This window comes from Micromonospora carbonacea (assembly GCF_014205165.1).
Lineage (GTDB): Bacteria > Actinomycetota > Actinomycetes > Mycobacteriales > Micromonosporaceae > Micromonospora > Micromonospora carbonacea.
This window is the reverse complement of sequence record NZ_JACHMZ010000001.1, coordinates 3030437-3049486: the sequence shown is the minus strand read 5'-3', so window position 1 is coordinate 3049486 and position 19050 is coordinate 3030437. Positions and strand designations below refer to the sequence as shown.

14 protein-coding genes and 1 pseudogene are annotated in these 19050 nt (G+C 73.6%); 5 read left to right on the top strand and 10 right to left on the bottom strand.

Annotated elements, in window-relative coordinates; translation table 11 throughout:
• The 6 genes and pseudogenes from HDA31_RS32955 to HDA31_RS13205 all read right to left on the bottom strand — a co-directional run.
• Positions 1-2196 carry a glycoside hydrolase family 71/99 protein gene (locus tag HDA31_RS32955; protein WP_178065298.1) on the bottom strand — a complete coding sequence of 732 codons (2196 nt, stop codon included), beginning with the start codon at positions 2194-2196 and terminating at the stop codon, positions 1-3.
• Complete coding sequence (locus tag HDA31_RS13225) at positions 2193-3629, bottom strand: alkaline phosphatase family protein (RefSeq protein ID WP_178065297.1); 1437 nt, start codon at positions 3627-3629, stop codon at positions 2193-2195. The genes HDA31_RS32955 and HDA31_RS13225 overlap by 4 nt, the downstream gene beginning before the upstream one ends.
• Complete coding sequence (locus HDA31_RS13220; RefSeq protein WP_178065296.1) at positions 3626-5269, bottom strand: glycosyltransferase family 39 protein; 1644 nt, start codon at positions 5267-5269, stop codon at positions 3626-3628. Before HDA31_RS13220 ends, HDA31_RS13225 begins: the two co-directional genes overlap by 4 nt.
• A complete protein-coding gene (locus HDA31_RS13215; protein WP_219824914.1) occupies positions 5266-7728 on the bottom strand; it encodes a glycosyltransferase in 2463 nt (820 codons plus the stop codon). The genes HDA31_RS13220 and HDA31_RS13215 overlap by 4 nt, the downstream gene beginning before the upstream one ends.
• A 390-nt stretch (positions 7729-8118) precedes the next feature.
• Entirely contained in the window at positions 8119-9486 is a 1368-nt protein-coding gene (locus HDA31_RS13210) for a glycoside hydrolase family 71/99 protein (RefSeq protein WP_178065294.1), read from the bottom strand.
• Positions 9487-9640: 154 nt separating this feature from the next.
• Positions 9641-9868: pseudogene (locus tag HDA31_RS13205) on the bottom strand (hypothetical protein); the annotation flags it as partial.
• A gap of 217 nt (positions 9869-10085) precedes the next feature.
• On the opposite strand from HDA31_RS13205, the gene HDA31_RS13200 reads away from it, so the two are divergent.
• From HDA31_RS13200 to HDA31_RS13190, 3 genes are all read left to right on the top strand, one after another.
• Positions 10086-10478, top strand: a complete 393-nt coding sequence (locus HDA31_RS13200) for a hypothetical protein (protein ID WP_074477329.1) — start codon at positions 10086-10088, stop codon at positions 10476-10478.
• Positions 10475-11137 (top strand): nucleotidyl transferase AbiEii/AbiGii toxin family protein, encoded by a 663-nt coding sequence (locus HDA31_RS13195; protein ID WP_246383925.1) that lies wholly within the window; start codon positions 10475-10477, stop codon positions 11135-11137. The genes HDA31_RS13200 and HDA31_RS13195 overlap by 4 nt, the downstream gene beginning before the upstream one ends.
• A gap of 186 nt (positions 11138-11323) precedes the next feature.
• Entirely contained in the window at positions 11324-13135 is a 1812-nt protein-coding gene (locus HDA31_RS13190; RefSeq protein WP_178065293.1) for a bifunctional metallophosphatase/5'-nucleotidase, read from the top strand.
• A gap of 46 nt (positions 13136-13181) precedes the next feature.
• Here HDA31_RS13190 and HDA31_RS13185 read toward each other — a convergent pair whose 3' ends face one another.
• From HDA31_RS13185 to HDA31_RS13175, 3 genes are all read right to left on the bottom strand, one after another.
• Positions 13182-14219, bottom strand: a complete 1038-nt coding sequence (locus HDA31_RS13185; protein WP_219824913.1) for a WD40 repeat domain-containing protein — start codon at positions 14217-14219, stop codon at positions 13182-13184.
• A 38-nt stretch (positions 14220-14257) separates the two neighbouring features.
• On the bottom strand, positions 14258-15148 hold the full coding sequence (locus tag HDA31_RS13180; protein ID WP_178065291.1) for a hypothetical protein: 891 nt from the start codon (positions 15146-15148) through the stop codon (positions 14258-14260).
• A gap of 114 nt (positions 15149-15262) precedes the next feature.
• A complete protein-coding gene (locus HDA31_RS13175) occupies positions 15263-16426 on the bottom strand; it encodes a geranylgeranyl reductase family protein (protein ID WP_178065290.1) in 1164 nt (387 codons plus the stop codon).
• Positions 16427-16582: 156 nt separating this feature from the next.
• Here HDA31_RS13175 and HDA31_RS13170 point away from each other — a divergent pair, with 156 nt between their 5' ends.
• Both HDA31_RS13170 and HDA31_RS13165 read left to right on the top strand, forming a co-directional pair.
• Positions 16583-16819 carry a hypothetical protein gene (locus HDA31_RS13170; RefSeq protein ID WP_074477385.1) on the top strand — a complete coding sequence of 79 codons (237 nt, stop codon included), beginning with the start codon at positions 16583-16585 and terminating at the stop codon, positions 16817-16819.
• Positions 16816-18279, top strand: coding sequence for an MFS transporter (locus tag HDA31_RS13165; protein ID WP_311774354.1), 1464 nt, complete (start codon positions 16816-16818; stop codon positions 18277-18279). The genes HDA31_RS13170 and HDA31_RS13165 overlap by 4 nt, the downstream gene beginning before the upstream one ends.
• A gap of 83 nt (positions 18280-18362) precedes the next feature.
• On the opposite strand, the gene HDA31_RS13160 is transcribed toward HDA31_RS13165, so the two are convergent.
• Entirely contained in the window at positions 18363-19043 is a 681-nt protein-coding gene (locus HDA31_RS13160) for a hypothetical protein (protein ID WP_178065289.1), read from the bottom strand.
• Positions 19044-19050: the final 7 nt, after the last annotated feature.

Below are 19050 nucleotides of genomic sequence, written 5' to 3'. Positions count from 1 at the left end.
TCAGTTGTCCACAGGCGCCTCCACGTCGTGGTCGGCGCCGCGCTGCGCCGGTGGCGCCGCGCCGTCCGGCGAGCGCCGGCGGCGGAGGAACACCCACAGCGGCAGCACGGCGAGAACGCCGCCGCTGGCCACCACGGCACCCCAGGCGGGCAGGCCCCAGTGGTCGTCGTGCTCCTGCTGGCTGTCCATCGCCACGTCGTCGTCGACGTCGACGCCCAGCAGCTCCGCCAGCACCTCCAGGTATCTCACGCCGAACCGCTCGCTCGGCTCGATATGGGTGTTCTCGCTGAACTCGTTCCAGCTGATCACGCCGAGCGCGTCGGGTTGGGACAGCCGCGCGGCCGCGAAGGACGCCCGCAGCGTCTCGCCGTCGCGGCGGGCGACCTCCCGCTGCCCGCCGAGCTGGCGGGCGTCGTACCCGGGGGCGACCGGGGCGATCCACAGCCCGCCGTGCAGGTGCACCGCCCGGGACATCGCCGCCAGCCGGTTCTGGGTGCGGCCGTCGACGGGATCACCCGACGACCAGTAGTACGCGTGGCCGTCGAGCGCCGTGCCGTACGCCGCGACCTCCTCGGTGGACTTGGCGGCGCCGAGGACCAGCAGCCGCTGCCGTGCGGTGCGGACGGTGCCGGCGACCTCGGCGGCGGTGAACCGGTCGCTGCCGTTCCAGATCACCACCGGCTTGTCGAAGACGTCGAAGACCGCGTCGGTGGCGTAGCGGGTGGCGAAGAGGTCGAGGTCGGCGCGGACGGTGGCCAGGGGCAGGGGCTTGCGGCTGAAGTCGAGCCCCTGGTAGACGATGCCGAGCCGGAAGTCCTCCGCCCGGGCCACCTCGACCAGCTTGGCCAACCGGTCGTCGAGCTGCGGGGTGTGCTTCCAGGAGACCAGGAAGCCGGTCACCCCGGCCGCCTTCGCCATCCGCACGTGCCGCCGCATGATCTCGGTGTCGTCGCTGGAATACCGCCCGAGCTGCGGATAGTCGACCTTCGCCCGGTTCCACGAGGTCGGGTTGAACCAGATGTAGTAATGGGCGAACACGGGCACCGGGGCGGCGGACGGGGCCGGCGCGGGGCCGTCCGCCGCCCGGGCGGGCCGCGACACGACCACCCCGACGACGGCGGCCACCAGCAGCGCCGCCAGGACGGACCCCAGCCCGAGCCGCAGCGGCCGCCGCCACCGGCCGGTCCGCTGGTGCGCCGCGCGCGCCCGGCGGGGCAGCCGGACCCGCAGCCGCCGCCGCAGCGCCGGCCGGCCGGCCAGGACCAGGCCGACCGCCACCCCGAGCACGCCGAGCACCACCAGCGCGAGGTCGACCGGGCTGATCACGCTGAGCGTCACCTGCTGGTCGCGGCTGATGCTCACCGGCCGCCCGAAGGAGACCCCGCCGCCCAGCACGGTCACCGTGTAGGTGCCCCGGGGCAGGTCGGGCACCAGGACGGTGCCGTCGGCGGCGAACGGCAGCCGCTGCACGCGCCCGTCGGCGCGGGTGAGCCGGATGCCGTCGCCGGCCCGCCGGGCGAAGAACATGTCGTCGGCGGTGAAGGACACCTTGAAGAAGAGCAGCTCGATCAGCCAGTCCTGGCGTTCCCACGGGACGAACTTGTGGCCCGCCCGGTTCACCACGGAGGTGCCGTCGACCATGACGGTGTCGACGACGTAGTAGAGCTGCTTGGAGGCCAGCCCCCGGGGGCCCTGCTGGGTGCGGCTCTCGGCGACCCAGAGCGGCCGGTTCAGGTCAGCCCCGGTCAGCTCGATCACCTCGCCGGTGTTGCTGCGCAGCCGCATCTCGGTCACCCGCTCGACGGGGACCGGCGCGCCGTCGCGGTCGGCGTAGCGCCACGTGACGCGGCGCTGCGTGCGCAGCCCCACCTCGACGGTGCGGCTGTGCACCCCGTGGTCGAGGCTGCCCCGGAACCGGTCGAGCAGCACCCGGCGGTCGGGGCCCACCTCGGTGGGCACCACCGTGAACCGCTGGTCCAGGCCGGTGAAGTTGCGCACCCGCACGCGCAGCAGCCCCTTGGGGTCGGAGCGGGCCGTGTTGCCGTCGACCGTGACGACCACGCCCCTGATCGGCGGCACCATCTGGATCTTCAAGGTGCCGGGCAGCGCGGAGGCGGGCGCGGCCACGGCGGGCGTCGGCAGGAGCACCGCCGCCAACACACCCAGCAGCAGCGGCAGCAGCCGCCGGGCGGTCACCGGTGCCTCCGCCGGCCGCGCAGCGCCGCCGTCGTGACCAGCGCCGCGACCAGGCCGACCGCGACGGCGTACGAGCCGTAGACCGGCCGGGGGTCGGGGCGGTGCACCGCCACCGGCACCCGCTCGGCGCTGAGCAGCACTCCGGGGCGCGGCGGCGCGTCGAAGTCGAACGCGCCCAGGAACGTCTGCGCCTTCGCGTCCCGGCTGGCCAGCGGCTGCACCCCCCAGTTGACCTCGATGAACTTCAGGGCGGAGGTGAAGTCGAGGGTGGTCGAGTCGACGTACCCCCGGCGGGCGTACGGGCTGACCAGCAGCGCGGGCACGCGGAAGCCGTAGCCGTAGCGGTCGACCTGGGGCGGGGTGACGTGGTCGTACCAGCCGCCCCAGTCGTCGTAGGACCACAGGAACGCCGAGGACGGCCAGTCCGGGGAGCGCATGAGCTGGGTGAGCAGCGCCCGGACGAGGTTCTGACCGGAGCCGATGTTGCCGGGCGGGTGTTCGCTGTTGCCCGCCGGGGCGATGAAGGACACGGCGGGCAGGTCGCCCCGGGCGGCGTCGGCGTAGTACTCGTCCAGGTCGACGATCCTGCTGGACAGCCGGGGGTCGTCGACGTAGCGGGCGTACGCGAGCAGGGGCACCCAGATCACCTGCGCGCCCCGGTCGATGTTCTCCTCCTCCACCCGGGACCGGAAGGTGATCGTCGGGTCGTAGTTCTGCACGTAGAACTTCCAGCTGATCCCGGCCGCCTCCAGCCGGTCGAAGATGGTGGGGATGTCCCCCCAGCCCTGCGCCGGGATGGTCTCCGCCTTGCCGGCGGCCCCCGGCCCGCCGGTCACCCGGTACATGTGGTTGCGGATGCTGCCGGAGTTGGAGGAGCTGAAGAAGCGGTCGAACAGCACGTACTCGTCGGCGATGTTCCAGTAGTAGGGCAGGTCCCGCTCGTCGTAGTAGGCCATCGCCATCCGGCCGTCCTTGCCCTGCTTGCTCACCCCCTCGACGAAGCCGTCCATCCGGCCGCCGTTGAACTGGGTGCGGAACGCCTCGGCGGAGTGGTCCAGGTCGATCGCGCCGAGCTTGCCGATGTGGAACGGGGTGACGCAGGGCTCCGGCACGCCCCGCCGCACCGGCATGCAGACGTCCTTCGGGTACCCGTCGACGCCGGGCCGGGTGCCGAAGTAGTTGTCGAAGGTGTGGTTCTCCTGCATGAGGAAGACGAAGTGCTCGACGGGCGTGGTCGTGCGGGGGGCCGCCGGGGCCGGTGCGCCCGGGGTCGGGGCTGACGGGACCGGAGCTGACGGGACCGGTGCGGCCTGGGCCAGCGCCACCGACGGCCAGGCCGCCAGGGCCAGGCCCGCCAGCACGGCGACGAACGGCGTCCGGCGGGCCCGCCGCGGCACGGCGGCGGACGGGTGGACGGGGGTCGGACGGATCATGGACGCACCTCGTAGACGACCACCACGGGCACCGGCGTCACGCGACCCGAGGCGTCGGCGGTCCCGACGTACTCGGTGTGCACGACCCGGCCGTGGTACCGGCGGACGAGCGTCATCAGCCGGTCGGCGAAGAAGGGGGACCGCCGCGCGGAGAACGAGTCCCACACGACGTAGTGCAGATTGTTGTTGCGCAGCCACCCGTCCGGGTTGTTCAGCGGCACGTAGGACGGGTTGCGGTGCAGCGGGTTCGGGCTCACCGACAGGCCGTAGCTCTGCCGCCGGCTGTAGAACCGCACGATGTTCGACATGGAGGGACCCAGCGTGAGGATCACCGAGCCGTCCGGGGTGTGCTCGGTGATCCAGCGTCCCGCCTCCCGGCCGCCCGGCACCCCGCCGGAGCCGGCGAGGAACGTCGAGCGGCCCTGGTGGCTGACCGCGTCCCAGGACGAGGCCGCCAGGGTCGAGACGACCAGGACGACGGCGGCCAGCCGCACCGCCCGGCCGGCGCGGGCCGGCACCGCGCGGGCGGGACCGTCCCGGCCGGGCCAGCGCAGCCGCGCCGGCACCGGCAGCAGGACCAGGGCCCGCGCGGCGAGCAGCGCCGCCGGCACCGCCACCGGCAGCAGGTACTGGAAGCCCTTGACCGGCCAGAGCTGGAAGAACACCACCGGCACGGCGATCCACGACAGCAGCAGCGTCTCCCGCCAGCCGTTGCGCCTGCGGGCCCACCAGAGGCCGCCCGCCGCGGCGGCGAGCAGCAGCACGCCCGTCGCCGTCGGCACGGTCTCCAGGTAGAACGACATGGGATGGTTGGGCCGGCGGAACAGCTGCCACACCAGGTAGTTGCGGCCGCTGTTCGACCCGCCGGCGAGGGCCTGGGAGACGGGGTGCGCCGCGAAGACCACGGCCAGCGCCGGCAGGACCAGCAGGGTGGCCCGCACCGGCCGCCGCACGCGCGGGGTCAGCGCCAGGAACGCGTAGACGCTGCCGGCCAGCACGACGCTGGTCTCCTTCGCCAGCATGGTGAGCCCGAGCATCCCGGCGGTGGCCAGGTACCAGGCCAGCTCCTGCCGTTGGACGTAGCGGACCAGGCAGTAGAGCGTCAGCGTGCTGAGCAGCACCATCGGCCCGTCCAGCAGGATCTGCCGGGTCACGATCACGTGGTACGGCATGACCGCGAGCAGCAGCGCGGCGAGCAGCCCGACGCGCCGGCCGTAGAGGCGGGCCCCGAGCGGGTACACCGCCAGGACGGTGAGCACCCCGATCACCGCGACGACCCACCGGCCCCCCGTGCCCACCTCGCCGGACCGCAGCAGCGGCGACAACACCGCCTGGAACAGCATCGGGTGCGCCCGGAACACCGGGAACAGGTCCGTGTATCCGGGGTTGCCGGCCAGGGAGGCGGCCTGCCCCGCGTACACCACCTCGTCGCTGTTGAAGCCGAAGAGGTCGATCCGCCAGGACCGGACGAGCAGGGCCAGCCCGCCGATCGCGGCCAGCGCGGCGGCCACCGCCCACCGCCGACGCGTCAGGGCCGGCAGCCACCCCGCCGGCGGCGGGAACCCGCGGCGGACCGGGCCGTCCGGGTGGTCCCGGCGCTGGCCCGGCACGACGGCCGTGGCCGTGCCCGGCTGGCTCACGCGGGCTCCCCGGCGACCGTCAGGTCCCCGCTCCAGCGCGGCCACCCCTGGGCGGGCACGACGGGGGCCGCCGCCGCGCCGCGCTCGCCGCGCAGCAGCCGGGGGATGTCGTCGGCCCAGCCGAACCGGTCGGAGACGAGCACCCGGCTGCGGACCCGGGACAGGAAGCCGGCCAGGATCTCCCGCTCCCGCAGGCGCAGCTCCGGGTAGTGCAGGCCGTCGATGGCCAGCGACGGCGCGAGATACCGGAAGGGCGGGAAGCCGTACGCGTCGTCGGTGTTGCGGATCATCCGGGTCACCGTCTCGTCGTGGCCGAGTTCGCTCGTCGCGGGCCGGCCGCGCTCGATGACGAAGAGCTCCTCGACCCGGGTGGTGGTGCCGATGCGGCACGGCACCAGCCGGTCGACGCTGTACTTGGGCGGCGGCACCAGCAGCTGGGTGACGGCGTTGATGCCCATGATCGGCAGGTTGAACCGGGCCAGGGCCAGCGCCAGCGACCGGCCCCCCTTGGAGTGCAGGCGGCTCTGCCACTGCAACCGCCGCCACTCCCGGGGCGTCAGGTCCTGCGCCTGCACGGCCCGCAGGGTGTGCGCGCTGATGGTCAACGGCTTCGGGAAGCAGGTCGCGGTGCCGTCGGGCCGCACGATCGTCATGTCGTCGGAGAGGAACAGCCCGCCGTGGTCGCGCAGCAGGCGCAGCACGGTCGCGGTCTTGCCGGTGTCGGTGAGCGCGGAGAGCATCACCCCGACCCCGTCGAGGGTCACGCAGGCCGAGTGCAGCAGCATGTGGCCCCGGGCGACCATCACGAACCGCAGCAGCGCCTCGACGATGTTCGTGTAGACCACGTGCGGGGACCGGGCCAGCAGCGGGCCGACCTGGATCTCGATGGGCGAGCCGAGCTGGATGCGGAAGTTCGCGCCCAGCCGCCCGAGCTGCTCCTCGTAGCGCAGCACCGAGCGGTCGGCGTACTGGGTCAGCGCGGCGCGGCGCTGCGGGCCCCGCCCGCCGACGTCGCTGACCCGCACCGCGATGTCCACGTCGGCGTCGGCGACCCACTGGGCCCGGAAGAACTCCAGCTCGGGCAGCATGATCTGGGACCCGATGGTCACCACCCCGGCCACGTCGTAGCGGTACTTGAGGTACTGGTAGCGCCGGCGCGACGGCGGGGTGACCGCCTCGGCGGCGCCGGAGGCGATCAGCAGCCGGACCGGGTCGCGCCGGCCGCGGTCCAGCGCCGCGTAGATGACCTGGTCGTTGACCAGGAAACGGACCAGGAACAGCGCCGCCAGGGTGGCCGCGTTCGCCACCAGCACCCCGACGCCCGCGAACACCAGGGCCTGCAACACGGGCAGCCGCAACAGCAGCAGGACGTTGTTGAGCAGGAAGAACCGCACCGCCCGGGCCGGCAGGGAACCGACCCGGGTGCGCCGGTAGATCAGGTTGTCCACCAGCAGGAAGTTCCACGAGGTCGACAGCTGGGTGGCCAGCGCCGCGCCCAGGAGGTGATGCAGCCTGGCGGGTTCGTAGAAGAACCAGAGCGCCGCGGTGTTCACCGCCATGCCAGAGAGCCCGACCAGCCCGAAGCAGACCATCCGGACGAGCTGGCGCAGCCGGTCCGCCGGGGTGCGCGGGCGACGCCGGATCTGCCCGACCAGCCGCCGGCCGCGCAGCCGCGACAGGTGCCGCAGGAACGTCACCCCCTCCCGCAGGGACGCCTTGGACCGGCCCTCGTGCCGGGGCGCCATCTCGTACGCGACCTCGGCGACCCGCGCGCCGGGGTGGCGCACCAGTAGCTCCAGCAGCACCTTGAAGCCGAGCGGGTTCATCCGGTCCAGCCGCACGGCCGCGCGCCGGAACGCGAAGAGGCCGCTCATCGGGTCGCTCACCGTCGCCAGCCGGCGCGGGAACATGGCCTTCACCAGCCGGGTGGCCGCCGACGAGGTGGCCTCCCGCAGCGGCCCGTCCAGGCCGGCGGTGGAGCCCCGGCCGGCGTACCGGGTGCCGATCACGACGTCGACGTCGTGCCGCATGGCCACCGCCGCGAGGGTCGCGGCCGACTCCGGCGGGTGCTGCAGGTCCGCGTCCATGACCAGGACCCACTCGCCCCGGGCGTGCCGGGCGCCGAGCAGGACGGCCCCGCCCAGACCACCGGCCCGTGCCTCCGGCGGCCGGTGCAGCAGCCGTACGGGCACCGGGGCCCCGGCGCACGCCGCGGCGATCGCCTTGTCGGTGCCGTCGTCGCTGTCGTCGACGAACAGCAGCTCCGCCCGCAGGGGTGTCAGCAGCGGGGCGAGGCGGCCCAGCAGCACGGGGATGTTCTCCGCCTCGTCGCGGGTCGGCACGATGACGGTCAGCCGGGGCGGCGGCGCACCGTCCGGGGCGCGCAGCTCGCGTGGCTCCGGCACCGCGTCTTCTCCGACGGCCTGCCGTTCGCGGGCGTCCGGCCCGTGTCCGATCATGGGAAACCTCTCCAGCCTCCGGTTCCCGAGCAGCCCGGAGCCATTCACAGTCATTGGGAAACGACGTAAGAGCACAGGAATACAATTCACGTACGCGGTTCGAAGCCGACGGAATCGCCGGCCCATAGGTTCGCTCGGGTACGGGAGAGGTTATGGGGAATGACCGCGAGTGGTCCAATGTCTGAACAGTCCAAAAATTGACATAGCCATTATGCGCGGACAGTTGTCCGCTTTACGAAAACCGAGCCCACGGGAAAGGCCCGGCCACGAGTTCGCGCATTTCTGCGACCCGCACCCGGCGCGGCGGTTCACGCAACTTCCACAGAAATGCCGCGTCGCCGAAAAGGAATCGGATTCCTTTTCGGCGACGCGGCGCGGGGACGGGGACGGTCAGGGTGCCGCCGCCCCCGGGACCGCCCCGGCGTCCCTCGCGGGAGGCAACTCGTCGTGCAGGTCGCTGATGAAGTCGGACCGGCCGCCGCCGCTCCAGTCGCACCACGCTCCCGCCGGGGCGGGGCCACGGCAGGCCCGGGAACTCTCGATCGCGGTCCCCTCGCCCCACTCGTTGTAACTCGTCACGAGTTGCCAGGGCGCCCCCGAGGCGTTCATCCGGGCCAGCCCCGCCCGCCAGCGCGCCCGGTCCCGGGACAGGAACGGCGACTGGCCGTAGGCCAGTCCGGCCTTCCAGAACCCCGGCGAGACGGTGTACGACCCCTCACCGGGGGCGCCGCTGAAGTCGTGCTCGGCCCGGGCCGGCCCGTACTGGTGCCACCCGGCCACCCCCGCCGTGCCGGAACAGCCCGGGTAGCCGGGAAAGACCTTCAGGTTGACGTGGACCGTCTCCCCGAACCGCCGCTGGAGCAACGCCTGGGCCTGGACCCAGCGGTCCACGGTGGCGCAGCCCTGCGCGGTCGTCAGGTCCCCCGCGTTGTAGACGAAGACGGGCATCCCCCGGTCCGGCAGCACGGCCAGCGCCGAGCCCGCCCCGCCGTAGGTGGCCCGCAGGTAGTGCAGGTCGTCGGCGATCCGCTCGGGCGTCGGGTCCGACGTGCCCTCCGGCTCGTAGTAGGGCGCCCAGACGAACCCGCTGCCCTGCGCCGCCCGGACCATCGCCGGCCAGTGCCGGTCCGTCACCGTGCCCCGGCCGAACCACGACGCGATACCCATGGTGATGCCGCCGTACCGCATGTCCGCGACCTGCGCCCGCACCACCGGCTCCTCGACGGCGTACCGGCCCCGGACCGGGACGTAGTTGGTGAACGGGTCCAGGCCCTGCTGCCGCCAGGCCTCCGGGAACCACGGATAGTAGAACGCCGCCCTGATCACCGCCGGGGCCCGCACCAGCAGGCGGAAGACGACGGTGTGCCGGGCCGACGCGCCGGCGCCGGCGACCACCACGTCGTACGTGCCGGCGCGGGTGGACACCGAGGTCCGCACGGTCAGCACGGCCGACCCGCCGGAGGACACCACCGCCGGCTCCACGGTCGCGGCCGTCCCCGCGGGCAGGCCCCCCACCGTGAGGGAGACCGCCTGCGCCGCCCCGGTCGTGGTGATCGTCCGGACGGTGGCCTGGACCAGGTTCCCGGCCACCACCGACGCCGACCCCGGCACCACGGCCAACGAGAAGTCGTCGCCCGCGCTCGGGCGGGACACCGTCGCGCTCGCCTCGGGTCGGACCGGCTCGGCGGGTCGGGTCGGACCGGCGGCCAACTGGCCGCAGGCGACGAGACCCAAGACCAGCACTGCGGCACATGACATCAGCCCGCTCCCGCCGACATGGGGCCGACCAGGCGGTGCGACCCGATACCAGACAGAACGCAACAGCCCGCCGAACGTCACTGCCTCCCGGGACAAGGACGCCACCGGCCGGGCCCCTGTGATCGGGGCCCGGCCGGTGGCGTTCGTGCTGGTGTCAGCTGTTGTTCCAGTGCCGGGTGACGAGGTCGGCGGCCTGCTGTTCCCACTGGGCGTAGGCGTCGGGGTAGGCCGACACCTGCACCGTCTGGGCGGCGTCGGTCAGGGCCATGTCCTGCCAGCCGTCGACCTGTCGGAGGCCCTTGAGGAACGCCGTCGTCGCATACTCGGGGTCGGTGATCTGCTCCGGCGAGCCCCAGCCGCTGGAGGGGCGCTGCTGGAACAGTCGGACAATCCGCCCATCCCGGTGGGGGCGTGACGGGATGCCGGGCAGGTGGGGGTATCAGCGGGCCGGGATACCGCCATCTGCCCGACATGAAGTCGATCAAGCCGGCCAGGCCGGCGCATAACGGGGTGGTTCGGGCACTCGGGCGGGGCCCGCCGCGCGGGTTGTCCGGCGGCGGTCGTGCCGCGTCGGCCCGACCAGGCGTTACCCTGACACCATGCAGGGCGTCGTCTCCCCCACCGCGACCGGCGGGGCCTTCCTGGCCCGCCCGGGCCGCCCCGCTGTCGTCGCCGCCACCCTGACCGAGCTGACGGGTCCGACCCGGGGCGTCGTCGAGCTGCCCGTACGCCTGATGTGGAGCGCGGACCGCACCTTCGACCTCGGCGACCCGGACGACCTGCTCTGGATGTACGAGAACGTCCTGCGCGAGACCACCCGCGCGGCTGACCTGCGCCAGTTGGTCAATGGTCACCTGTTGCGCCAGGTGTGGTGCCTGCTCAACCTGCCCCGGGGGGTCCGCGAGGCGTGGGAACGCCGGCACCGGGTCCTGCGCCACGAGGGCGGCGGGCCGGCCGTCCGGGCCGGCGACCGGGCCCTGCCGGCGGCGTGACCGGGGCCGCGCCGCCGGACGACTTCTACCGCGAGGTCGCCCGGCTGGCCCTGTCGGTCGCCGGGCGGCACCGGTTCGTGCTGGGCGGCGGCGTCGCCTGGGCCGCGCACGGGCTGTTCTCCCGCCCGACGGAGGACGTGGACCTCTTCGCCGACGTCGAGGGGGCGGCGGCCGCGGCGGCGGCCGGGGTGCGTGCGGCGTTGGAGCGCGCCGGGTTCGAGGTGAGCGACGCCGACCCGGACAGCGACCTCGCGGAGTTGTTCGCCGGGTTCGACCGGGACATGAAGGACTTCGTGGTGAGCCGGGGGCCGCGCCGGATCCGGTTGAGTCTGGGCCGGCTCGACCGCAACCGGAGCCCGGTGGTGATGGACCTCGGGCCGGTGATGGACGTCCGCGACCTGGTCGCCAACAAGACGGCGGCGCTGGTCAACCGGCGGGAGGTCCGGGACTTCATCGACGTGGCGGCGGTGCTCGACCACTATTCGGTCGCTGAGGTGCTCGGCCTGGCCCGGCAGCTCGACCCCGCGTTGGATCCGCAGGACGTGCGGGCCGCCGGTCACTACCTGGACCGGCTGCCGGACCGTCGCTTCGCCCGGTACGGGCTGGACGGGGCTCAGGTCGCCCGGCTGCGGGCCCGGCTGGCGGACTGGCCCCGCTGACGCCCGCCGCGGCGGGGCCCGGCGGACCGGCTCGCAGCCGCGCGGGGTCCGGCGGCCGGGCCCGCAGCCGGGCGAGGGCCCGGCGGACCGGCGGCAGATCGGGCCGCTGTGGCGGGAGTGACGGGGGCTCGTTATGGTGCGCAGCGACGCCCACGAGGCGCATCCCTTCCTCTGGAAAGGCACCTCATGACCTCCTCCTCCGGCGCCTCGCGCCGCCAGGTGCTGGCCGTCGCGGCGGCCGCCGCGACCGCGCCCCTGATCGCCGCCGCCCCGGCCCGGGCGGCCGGGTCGAAGGACCCGAAGACGGCGAAGGGACCGAAGACCTGGGACCTCACCGTCCTGGGCACCTCGGACACCCATGGGAACGTCTACAACTGGGACTACTACCGCGACGCCGAGTACGACGACAGCAAGCACAACGACGTCGGCGTCGCGAAGCTGGCCACCCTGGTCAACCAGATCCGCGCCGAGCGCGCGGGCCGGGCGACCCTGGTCCTCGACGCGGGCGACACGATCCAGGGCACCCCGCTGGCGACGTACTACGCCAAGCAGGAGCCGATCACCAGCACCGGTGAGACGCACCCGATGGCGAACGCGATGAACATCCTGAAGTACGACGCGGTGACGCTGGGCAACCACGAGTTCAACTACGGCCTGCCGCTGCTGGCGAAGTGGATCGGCCAGCTCGGCTTCCCGGCCCTCGCCGCGAACGCGGTCAACGCGGCGACGGGCAAGCCGGCGTACCTGCCGTACGTGATCAAGGAGGTCCGGCTCGGCGGGCACGGGGCGCCGAAGCTGAAGGTCGGGATCCTCGGCCTCACCAACCCGGGCGTGGCGATCTGGGACAAGGGCAACGTCGAGGGCAAGCTGGTCTTCGCGGACATGGTGGAGACGGCCGCGAGGTGGGTGCCGGTGATGCGGGCGCGCGGCGCGGACCTCGTCATCGTCTCGGCGCACGGCGGCGACAGCGGCACCTCCAGCTACGGCCCGGAGCTGCCGAACGAGAACCCGTGCGCGATGATCGCCGAGCAGGTCCCGGGCATCGACGCGATCCTCTTCGGGCACGCGCACAACGAGGTCGTCGAGAAGTTCGTGACGAACGCGCGCACGGGCGCGCAGGTGCTGCTCTCCGAGCCGTCCAAGTGGGGGCAGCGGCTGACCCGGATGGACTTCACCCTCTCCCGCGAGCGGGGCTGCTGGAAGGTCGTGTCGAAGCACGCCACCATGCTGAACACCAACACGGTGGTCGAGGATCCGGCGGTGCTCGCGGCCGTGCGCGGCCAGCACACCAAGACCGTGTCGTACGTCAACACGGTCGTCGCCCGGTCCATCGTGGAGCTGTCGGCGGCCGAGTCGCGCTACCGGGACACCCCGATCCTGGACTTCATCAACCACGTGCAGACCGAGGTGGTCACCGCGGCGCTGGCCGGCACGGAGCACGCGGCCCTGCCGGTGCTGTCGATCGCCGCGCCGTTCAGCCGCACGGCGGTGTTCCCCGCCGGTGACGTGCGCATCCGCGACGTGGCCGGGCTGTACGTCTACGACAACACCCTGGAGGCCGTGGTCCTCACCGGCGCGGAGGTCCGCGCCTACCTGGAGTACTCGGCGAAGTACTTCACGACCCTCGCGGTGGGCGCGCCGGTGGACCCGGCGACGATCAGCGACCCGGCCGTGCCGGACTACAACTACGACGTCTTCTCCGGCCTCGACTACGACATCGACGTCAGCCGGCCGGTCGGCCAGCGGATCACCCGCCTGGCCCTGCCCGGCGCCGGCGCCCCGGTCGCCGACGACGCCCGGTTCGTCGTCGCGGTCAACAACTACCGGCGCAGCGGCGGCGGCAACTTCCCGGGCATCGTGAAGCCGCAGGTCTACAACGCGCAGCAGGAGATCCGGCAGTTGCTCATCGACTGGGCGCAGGAGCGGGGCACCATCGACCCGGCCGACTTCTTCGTGCCGAACTGGCGGCTGGTGCGCGAGGGCGTGCCGGTCTTCTGATTCCCGCCCGCGCGGGTGTCCCCGGGTGGGCGGCCGTGGTGGCCGCTCACCCGGGAGCCGGGAACCGGGTGAAGCCGGTGAGGGTGTCCAGTGCCCAGAACTGCACCTCGGAGGGCGGCGGGTTCGGGTCGGCCAGCGGTGCGTACACGTCGTGTGCGGTGATGAGCGCCCGTTTCCCGTCGTGGTCGAGCGCGAGGTCCCACCCCCAGGTGGTGCCGCCGGCGACGCCGGGCACGACCTTCCACCCGGTCATCGGCCGCAGCTCGGTCTTGTCCCAGGTGCGCAGGTCCCAGTAGGTGACGAACTCGTGGTAGGTGGTCCAGTGGCGGTAGCCGACGAGCGCGGTGTTGCCGTCGCCGCTGAGGGCGACCTCGTCGGCGGAGGTGTATCCGCCGTTGCGGAGCAGCGCGTACGCTTCCGGCTCGGACCGGTCCGACAGGTCGTAGAGCATCACGCCACCGTCGCCGCCGCCGCCATCGTCGGCCCAGTAGTTGACCAGAGCCCGGTTCGCGTCGTCGCTCAGTGCGACGTCGTACGAGTAGGTCGGGTCGCCGGTCCCCAGGAGCATCGTCTTCCGCACCTGGTCGGGGTTGGCGAGGTCCCAGAAGTGGACGCCCTGGTCGCCGCCGGCGATGGCGTAGCGGCCGTCGTAGCTCAGGGCCAGTGACGTCACCCCTTTGGCGGCCAGCTTCCGGGGCGACGGGTGCGCGGGGTCCGCGAGGTCCCAGAGGGTCAGCTCGCCCCGCGCGTGGAAGGTCGCCGCGCGCCTGCCGTCGCCGCTGAGGGCCACCTCGACCGCCGTGCCCCCGCGATCGGGCACGAGCGGGGTGGCGCGCGGCTTCAGCGGATCGGTCAGGTCCCACAGCGTCACGGATCCGTGCGGAGGGTCGGCTAGTTCCTCCACGGAGCTCGTGAGGGCGCGTTCGCCGTTGCTGCTCAGGGCGACACCGTGGGTGAACTTCGCGTGCTCCGACAGGAGGGTGACGCGGAAGTCCTTCGGCGGCGGGGCGGCCGGCGAACTCGTGGGCCCGCTCTCGGTCCGCCCGGCCGCACAGGCCGTGCCGGCGGCAAGAACGACCGCCATGCAGACGATCCCGGCCGGGAAGACGCGCCTCATGTTCCTCACCCGCCGCACGGGGAGGACTTCGGCACCGGGACCCAGCCCCGCCCCGATGACCGGTACACCTGCCGGTATGCGGAGCAGTCGACCTCGCCGCCCCGGACGACCAGGGCCGTCACCCGGAACGGCTGGCCCTGGTTGTCGACGGTCGTCGAGCCGGGCTTGCCGTCGGCCAGGTATTCCAGCTCGAAGGTGTATTCGCAGTATCGCTTCCTGGTCACGGCGGAGAGCCGGAAGGTGGCCTGCTCGCCCCGCTTGAGCGCGTGCTTCTGGTCGGCGAAGTAGTTGCCGGTCAACCGCGGCAGCATGTCGTTGTCGTCCGTACGGGCCTTCTGCGCGAAGACGGGGTCGCGGTCGAGGTCGTAGCCGACCTGGACGGTCTCCGCGGCTCCCTGCGGGCGGTTGTCGAAGAGTCCGCCGGTCAGCGGCTCACGACAGCGCGGGCGGATGGCGATGTCGGTCAGCCGCACGGCCTTCTCGCGGTTGCCCTCGAGTTCCAGCTCCACCGTGGAGACGCCGTTCTCGACGCCGCCGTGGGAGCGCATGATGTCGTGGCTGCTCTTCTCGTACGCCTGGAACTCGTCCTCGATCTGCCCGAGGGTCTGCGCGCCGACCGCCTCGGGAAACACCCAGGTGTTGTCGTTGTCCCTGGGCACGAGGGTGATCTTATTGATCTTGATCGGATCGCCGCTGGGCGCGGGCGACGGCGTGGGCTGGTCGCCGCCGAGGCCGAGCCACTTCTGGCCGGCGGCGAGGCCCAGCCCGCCGACCACGGTGACGCCGACGGCGACGGCCGCCGCCACGAGCTCGCGCGACAGCCACCTGTCGCGCGAGGTCGGCTCGGTCTCTCGGATCGCCGGCCGTCGTCGGGCGGCCGCCTTCTTGCCAGGCAACTACGTCACCAACCTTGGGAGGGAGAACCAATGGGGACGCCGCCACCCGATCGTAGCGCCGCGTCACCATTCGGTACGGGACGGTGACGACGCGGCATCCTGCGCGCCCGCCGCTCAGTCGGAGGTGGCCGGGGCGGCGCGGACCCGACGGGCCGGTGGGAGCCGGTCCAGCAGCGCCAGCGCCGCCCGCACCGGGGCGCGGGTCAGCGTCTCGTCGAAGCTCGCCCGGCCCAGGCAGAACCGGACGAACATCCGCCACCCGGCCGGGGTGGCCAGCAGGGCGTGGAAGACGCCCGGCTGGCGGGAGAACACCTCCAGCAGCCGGTGCCCGGCGCGCATCGACGGCGTCAGGTCCCGGTCCACGGCCCGCCGGTAGCCGTCCAGGTCGCCGTCGACGACGGCGGCGCCGGCGAGCGCGCCGGAGCGCAGCGCGTAGCTGATGCCCTCGCGGCTCCACGGCTCCAGCAGGCCGGCGGCGTCGCCGGCCACCAGCAGCCGGCCGTGGCGCAGCGGCGAGTCGTCGGCCCGGCACCGGGTCAGGTGCCCGGAGTCGTGCTCCGGGTCCACCCCGGCCAGGCCGAGCCGGTCGACGAAGTCGCGCAGGTACGCCCGGGTCCGCTCCCCCGCGCCCCGGCCGGCGATGACCCCGACGGTCAACGTGTCGCCCTTGGGGAACACCCACGCGTAGGAGCCGGGGATCGCCCCCCAGTCCAGCAGCAGCCGGCCGCGCCAGCGACGCCGTTGCGCCTCGGGCACCGGCAGTTCCAGCTCCAGGCCGAGGTCGACCTGCCGGTACCGCACGCCGACGTGCCGGGCCGTCACCCCGGAGGAGCCGTCGGCCCCGATCACCGTGCGCGCGTGCACGACGTCGCCGTCCGCGAGCCGCAGGCGTACCCCGTCGGGGTCCTGTTCCACGGCGCGGACCGCGACCCGCTCGCGCAGCTGCGCCCCGGCGGCGACGGCGGCGGCCCGCAGCCGGTCGTCGAACTCGTCGCGGCGCACCATCGCGATCAGCGGCCCGGCGGCGTGCCGGCGGGTGAACTCGCGCCGGCCGTCGCGGGTGAACGTCACCCGGTCGACCCGGTCGTGCGCGGGCACGTCGATCCGGCCGGCGACGGCCGCGAGGGAGGTGCCGATCAGCCCGCCGCCGCAGGTCTTGTACCGGGGGTGCGCGGCGCGTTCGACGACCAGGGTGCGCAGCCCGGCGGTGGCCGCGACGTGGGCGGCGGTGAGCCCGGCGGGGCCGCCGCCCACGACGACAAGGTCCCAGTTGATCACCGTTGCAGCCTAGGGCACGGCCGGTCGCCGGGCCGTCCGGCGCAACGGCGCGACGCGGGCCGAATCCGGGGCGCGGGCGGGCATCAACGGTGGACCGGCGGGTAACCGCGCAGCGCAGCTCCGCCCGCCGCGCGGGCGGTGACCGAGGAGGAAGCCATGCAGCAGGTGCGTCTGTCGGAGGTCGAGGAGCGGGTGTACGAGGCGGTGGCGGCGCTTGAGGTCCGCGGGCAGGTGCCCTACCCGGACCTGATCGCGCAGGAGTCGGGCCTGACCGAGGAGGAGGTGCACGCTCCCCTGCGGCTGCTGACGGAGAAGAACCTCCTGCACCGGGAGGACTCCCCCATGGCCGGGCTGGACTTCGGCCCGCGCTGGTGCGCCCGCCAGATGGCGTGAGCCGGCCGGCGGGCCGGGTCGACGACCGACGCCGGTGGCAGGCGCTCGGGGTCGGCCTGGTCGCGGCGTTCATGACGCTGCTGGACGTGAGCATCGTCAACGTGGCGGTCCCGTCGATCGACCGCGCGCTGGGCGCGACGCCGAGCGACCTGCAGTGGGTGCTGTCCGGCTACGCCCTCACGTTCGGGCTGGTGCTGGTGCCGGCCGGACGGTTCGGCGACGCCCGGGGCCGGCGCACCGCGTTCGTCGTCGGGATCGCCCTGTTCACGCTGACCAGCGCCCTGGCCGGGCTGTCCCGGTCCCCCGGCTGGCTGGTCGCCGCCCGGCTGTTGCAGGGAGTGGCGGCCGGGATCGTCAACCCGCAGGTCACCGGCCTGATCCAGCAGCTCTTCCGGGGCCCCGAACGCGGCCGGCCGTTCGGGCTGCTCGGCGCGACCATCGGCGTCTCCACCGCGGTCGGGCCGCTGCTCGGCGGGCTGCTGATCCAGGCGGGCGGCGAGCAGGACGGCTGGCGGTGGGTCTTCTTCGTCAACGTCCCGGTGGGGATCGTCGCGATCGTCCTCGGCTGGCGGCTGCTGCCGACGCAGCCGGCGGAGGCCGCGGAAACCGCGGGGGCGGCGCAGGGCCGGCGGCTCGACCCGGTCGGGGTGCTGCTGCTCGGCGTCGGGGTCGTGCTCGTGCTGCTGCCGCTGGTGCAGCGGGAGCAGTGGCACAGCCCGTGGGCGTGGCTGCTGGTCCCCGCCGGGCTCGCGGTGCTGGCCGCCTTCGGGCTCTGGGAACGCCGGTACGCCCGGCACGGCCCGCCCCTGTTCGACCTGCGGCTGTTCGGCTTCCGCTCGTACGCCCTGGGCTCGCTGATCGCGCTGCTCTACTTCGGCGGGTTCACCGCGATCTTCTTCGTCCTCACGCTCTACCTGCAGAACGGCCTCGGCTACCGGCCGTTGGTCGCGGGCCTGGCCATCACGCCGTTCGCCCTGGGCTCGGCCGCCGCGTCGGCGATCGGCGGCCGGATCGTCGACCGGTACGGCCGCCCGCTGGTCGCCACCGGCCTGCTGGTCGTGCTGCTCGGTCTGGGCGCGGTGGTGTTCGTGCTGCGCGACGACCCGCGCACGTCGGTGCCGCTGCTGACGGCCGTGCCGCTGCTGGTCGCGGGGCTGGGCAGCGGCCTGGTCATCACGCCCAACCAGACCCTCACCCTGGCCCAGGTGCCGGTGCCGCAGGCGGGCAGCGCCGCCGGCATGCTCCAGACCGGCCAGCGGATCGGCTCGGCGGCCGGCATCGCCGCCGTCGGCTCGGTGCTGTTCTCGGCGCTGTCCGACAGCGACGGCAACTGGGCGGCGGCGGTGCGGCACGCGCTGCTGCTGGCCATGGGGATCATCTCGTTGGGCCTGGTCGCCGCCCTGTTCGACCACCGGCACGCGCGGGCCGGCCGGAAGGCCGGCCGGCACGCGCGGAGGTGACGGCACGACGACGGTGCCCGTCCGGGGATTCCCGGACGGGCACCGTCGTCCTCACTGCGCGGGCACTGCCCGGCTCAGCGTGGTCAGCGCGTCGACCCGCCGAAGCGTGACCGGCGACGCCAGGCCAGGCCGGCGAGCATCAGCACCACACCGACCCCGACGAGCCCACCGCCGACCGCGAGCGGGGTGCCCAGGTTGTCGCCCGTCACGGGCAGCTTGCCGTGCGGCGGCCAGGGCTTGTGCGTCGGGTGGTACGTCGGCGACGGCGACGGCTGGGGCCGCGGGAGCACGGTCAGCGTGGCGCTCGCCGTCCGGCCCGTGGTCTGGCCGACCGCCGTGAACAGGTACTGCCCGGGCGTGTCCGGCGTGTAGGTGGTGGTGAAGTTCCCCGCCGAGTCGGTCACGACCGTGAAGAACGTCGGGGCAGCCGCCTGGAACGCCACCGGCGCCATCGCCACGGTGCTGCCGTCGCTGCGCTGTGCCGACGCCCCGCCGGGCAGGCCGGCGGCCAACGGCGTGATCGTGACGGTGATGGCGACGACCTCGTTCGGCCCGAACCCGGCCCCGGTGAGGGTGACCGTGTCGCCGACGTTGACCGTCGACGGGTTCACCGTCAGCACCGGCGGCTGTGGCGGATACGGCGTCGGCTGTAGTGAGCCGGTCGGCGACGGTGTCGGCTGCGGCTGCGCCGCCCCCGCCGCGGTCGGCGCGGCCACGACGGCAAGGCCGATCGTGAGCGCCATGATGATGCGGGATAGCCGCATGATGGGT

What these genes read in the sequence shown, in the direction of transcription:
- HDA31_RS13200 (WP_074477329.1), top strand. Translation starts at nt 10,086, where the DNA reads ATGCAGGGCGTCGTCTCCCCCACCGCGACCGGCGGGGCCTTCCTGGCC.
- HDA31_RS13215 (WP_219824914.1), bottom strand. Translation starts at nt 7,728, where the DNA reads ATGATCGGACACGGGCCGGACGCCCGCGAACGGCAGGCCGTCGGAGAA.
- HDA31_RS13185 (WP_219824913.1), bottom strand. Translation starts at nt 14,219, where the DNA reads ATGGCGGTCGTTCTTGCCGCCGGCACGGCCTGTGCGGCCGGGCGGACC.
- HDA31_RS13170 (WP_074477385.1), top strand. Translation starts at nt 16,583, where the DNA reads ATGCAGCAGGTGCGTCTGTCGGAGGTCGAGGAGCGGGTGTACGAGGCG.
- HDA31_RS13225 (WP_178065297.1), bottom strand. Translation starts at nt 3,629, where the DNA reads ATGATCCGTCCGACCCCCGTCCACCCGTCCGCCGCCGTGCCGCGGCGG.
- HDA31_RS13160 (WP_178065289.1), bottom strand. Translation starts at nt 19,043, where the DNA reads ATGCGGCTATCCCGCATCATCATGGCGCTCACGATCGGCCTTGCCGTC.
- HDA31_RS13190 (WP_178065293.1), top strand. Translation starts at nt 11,324, where the DNA reads ATGACCTCCTCCTCCGGCGCCTCGCGCCGCCAGGTGCTGGCCGTCGCG.
- HDA31_RS13210 (WP_178065294.1), bottom strand. Translation starts at nt 9,486, where the DNA reads ATGTCATGTGCCGCAGTGCTGGTCTTGGGTCTCGTCGCCTGCGGCCAG.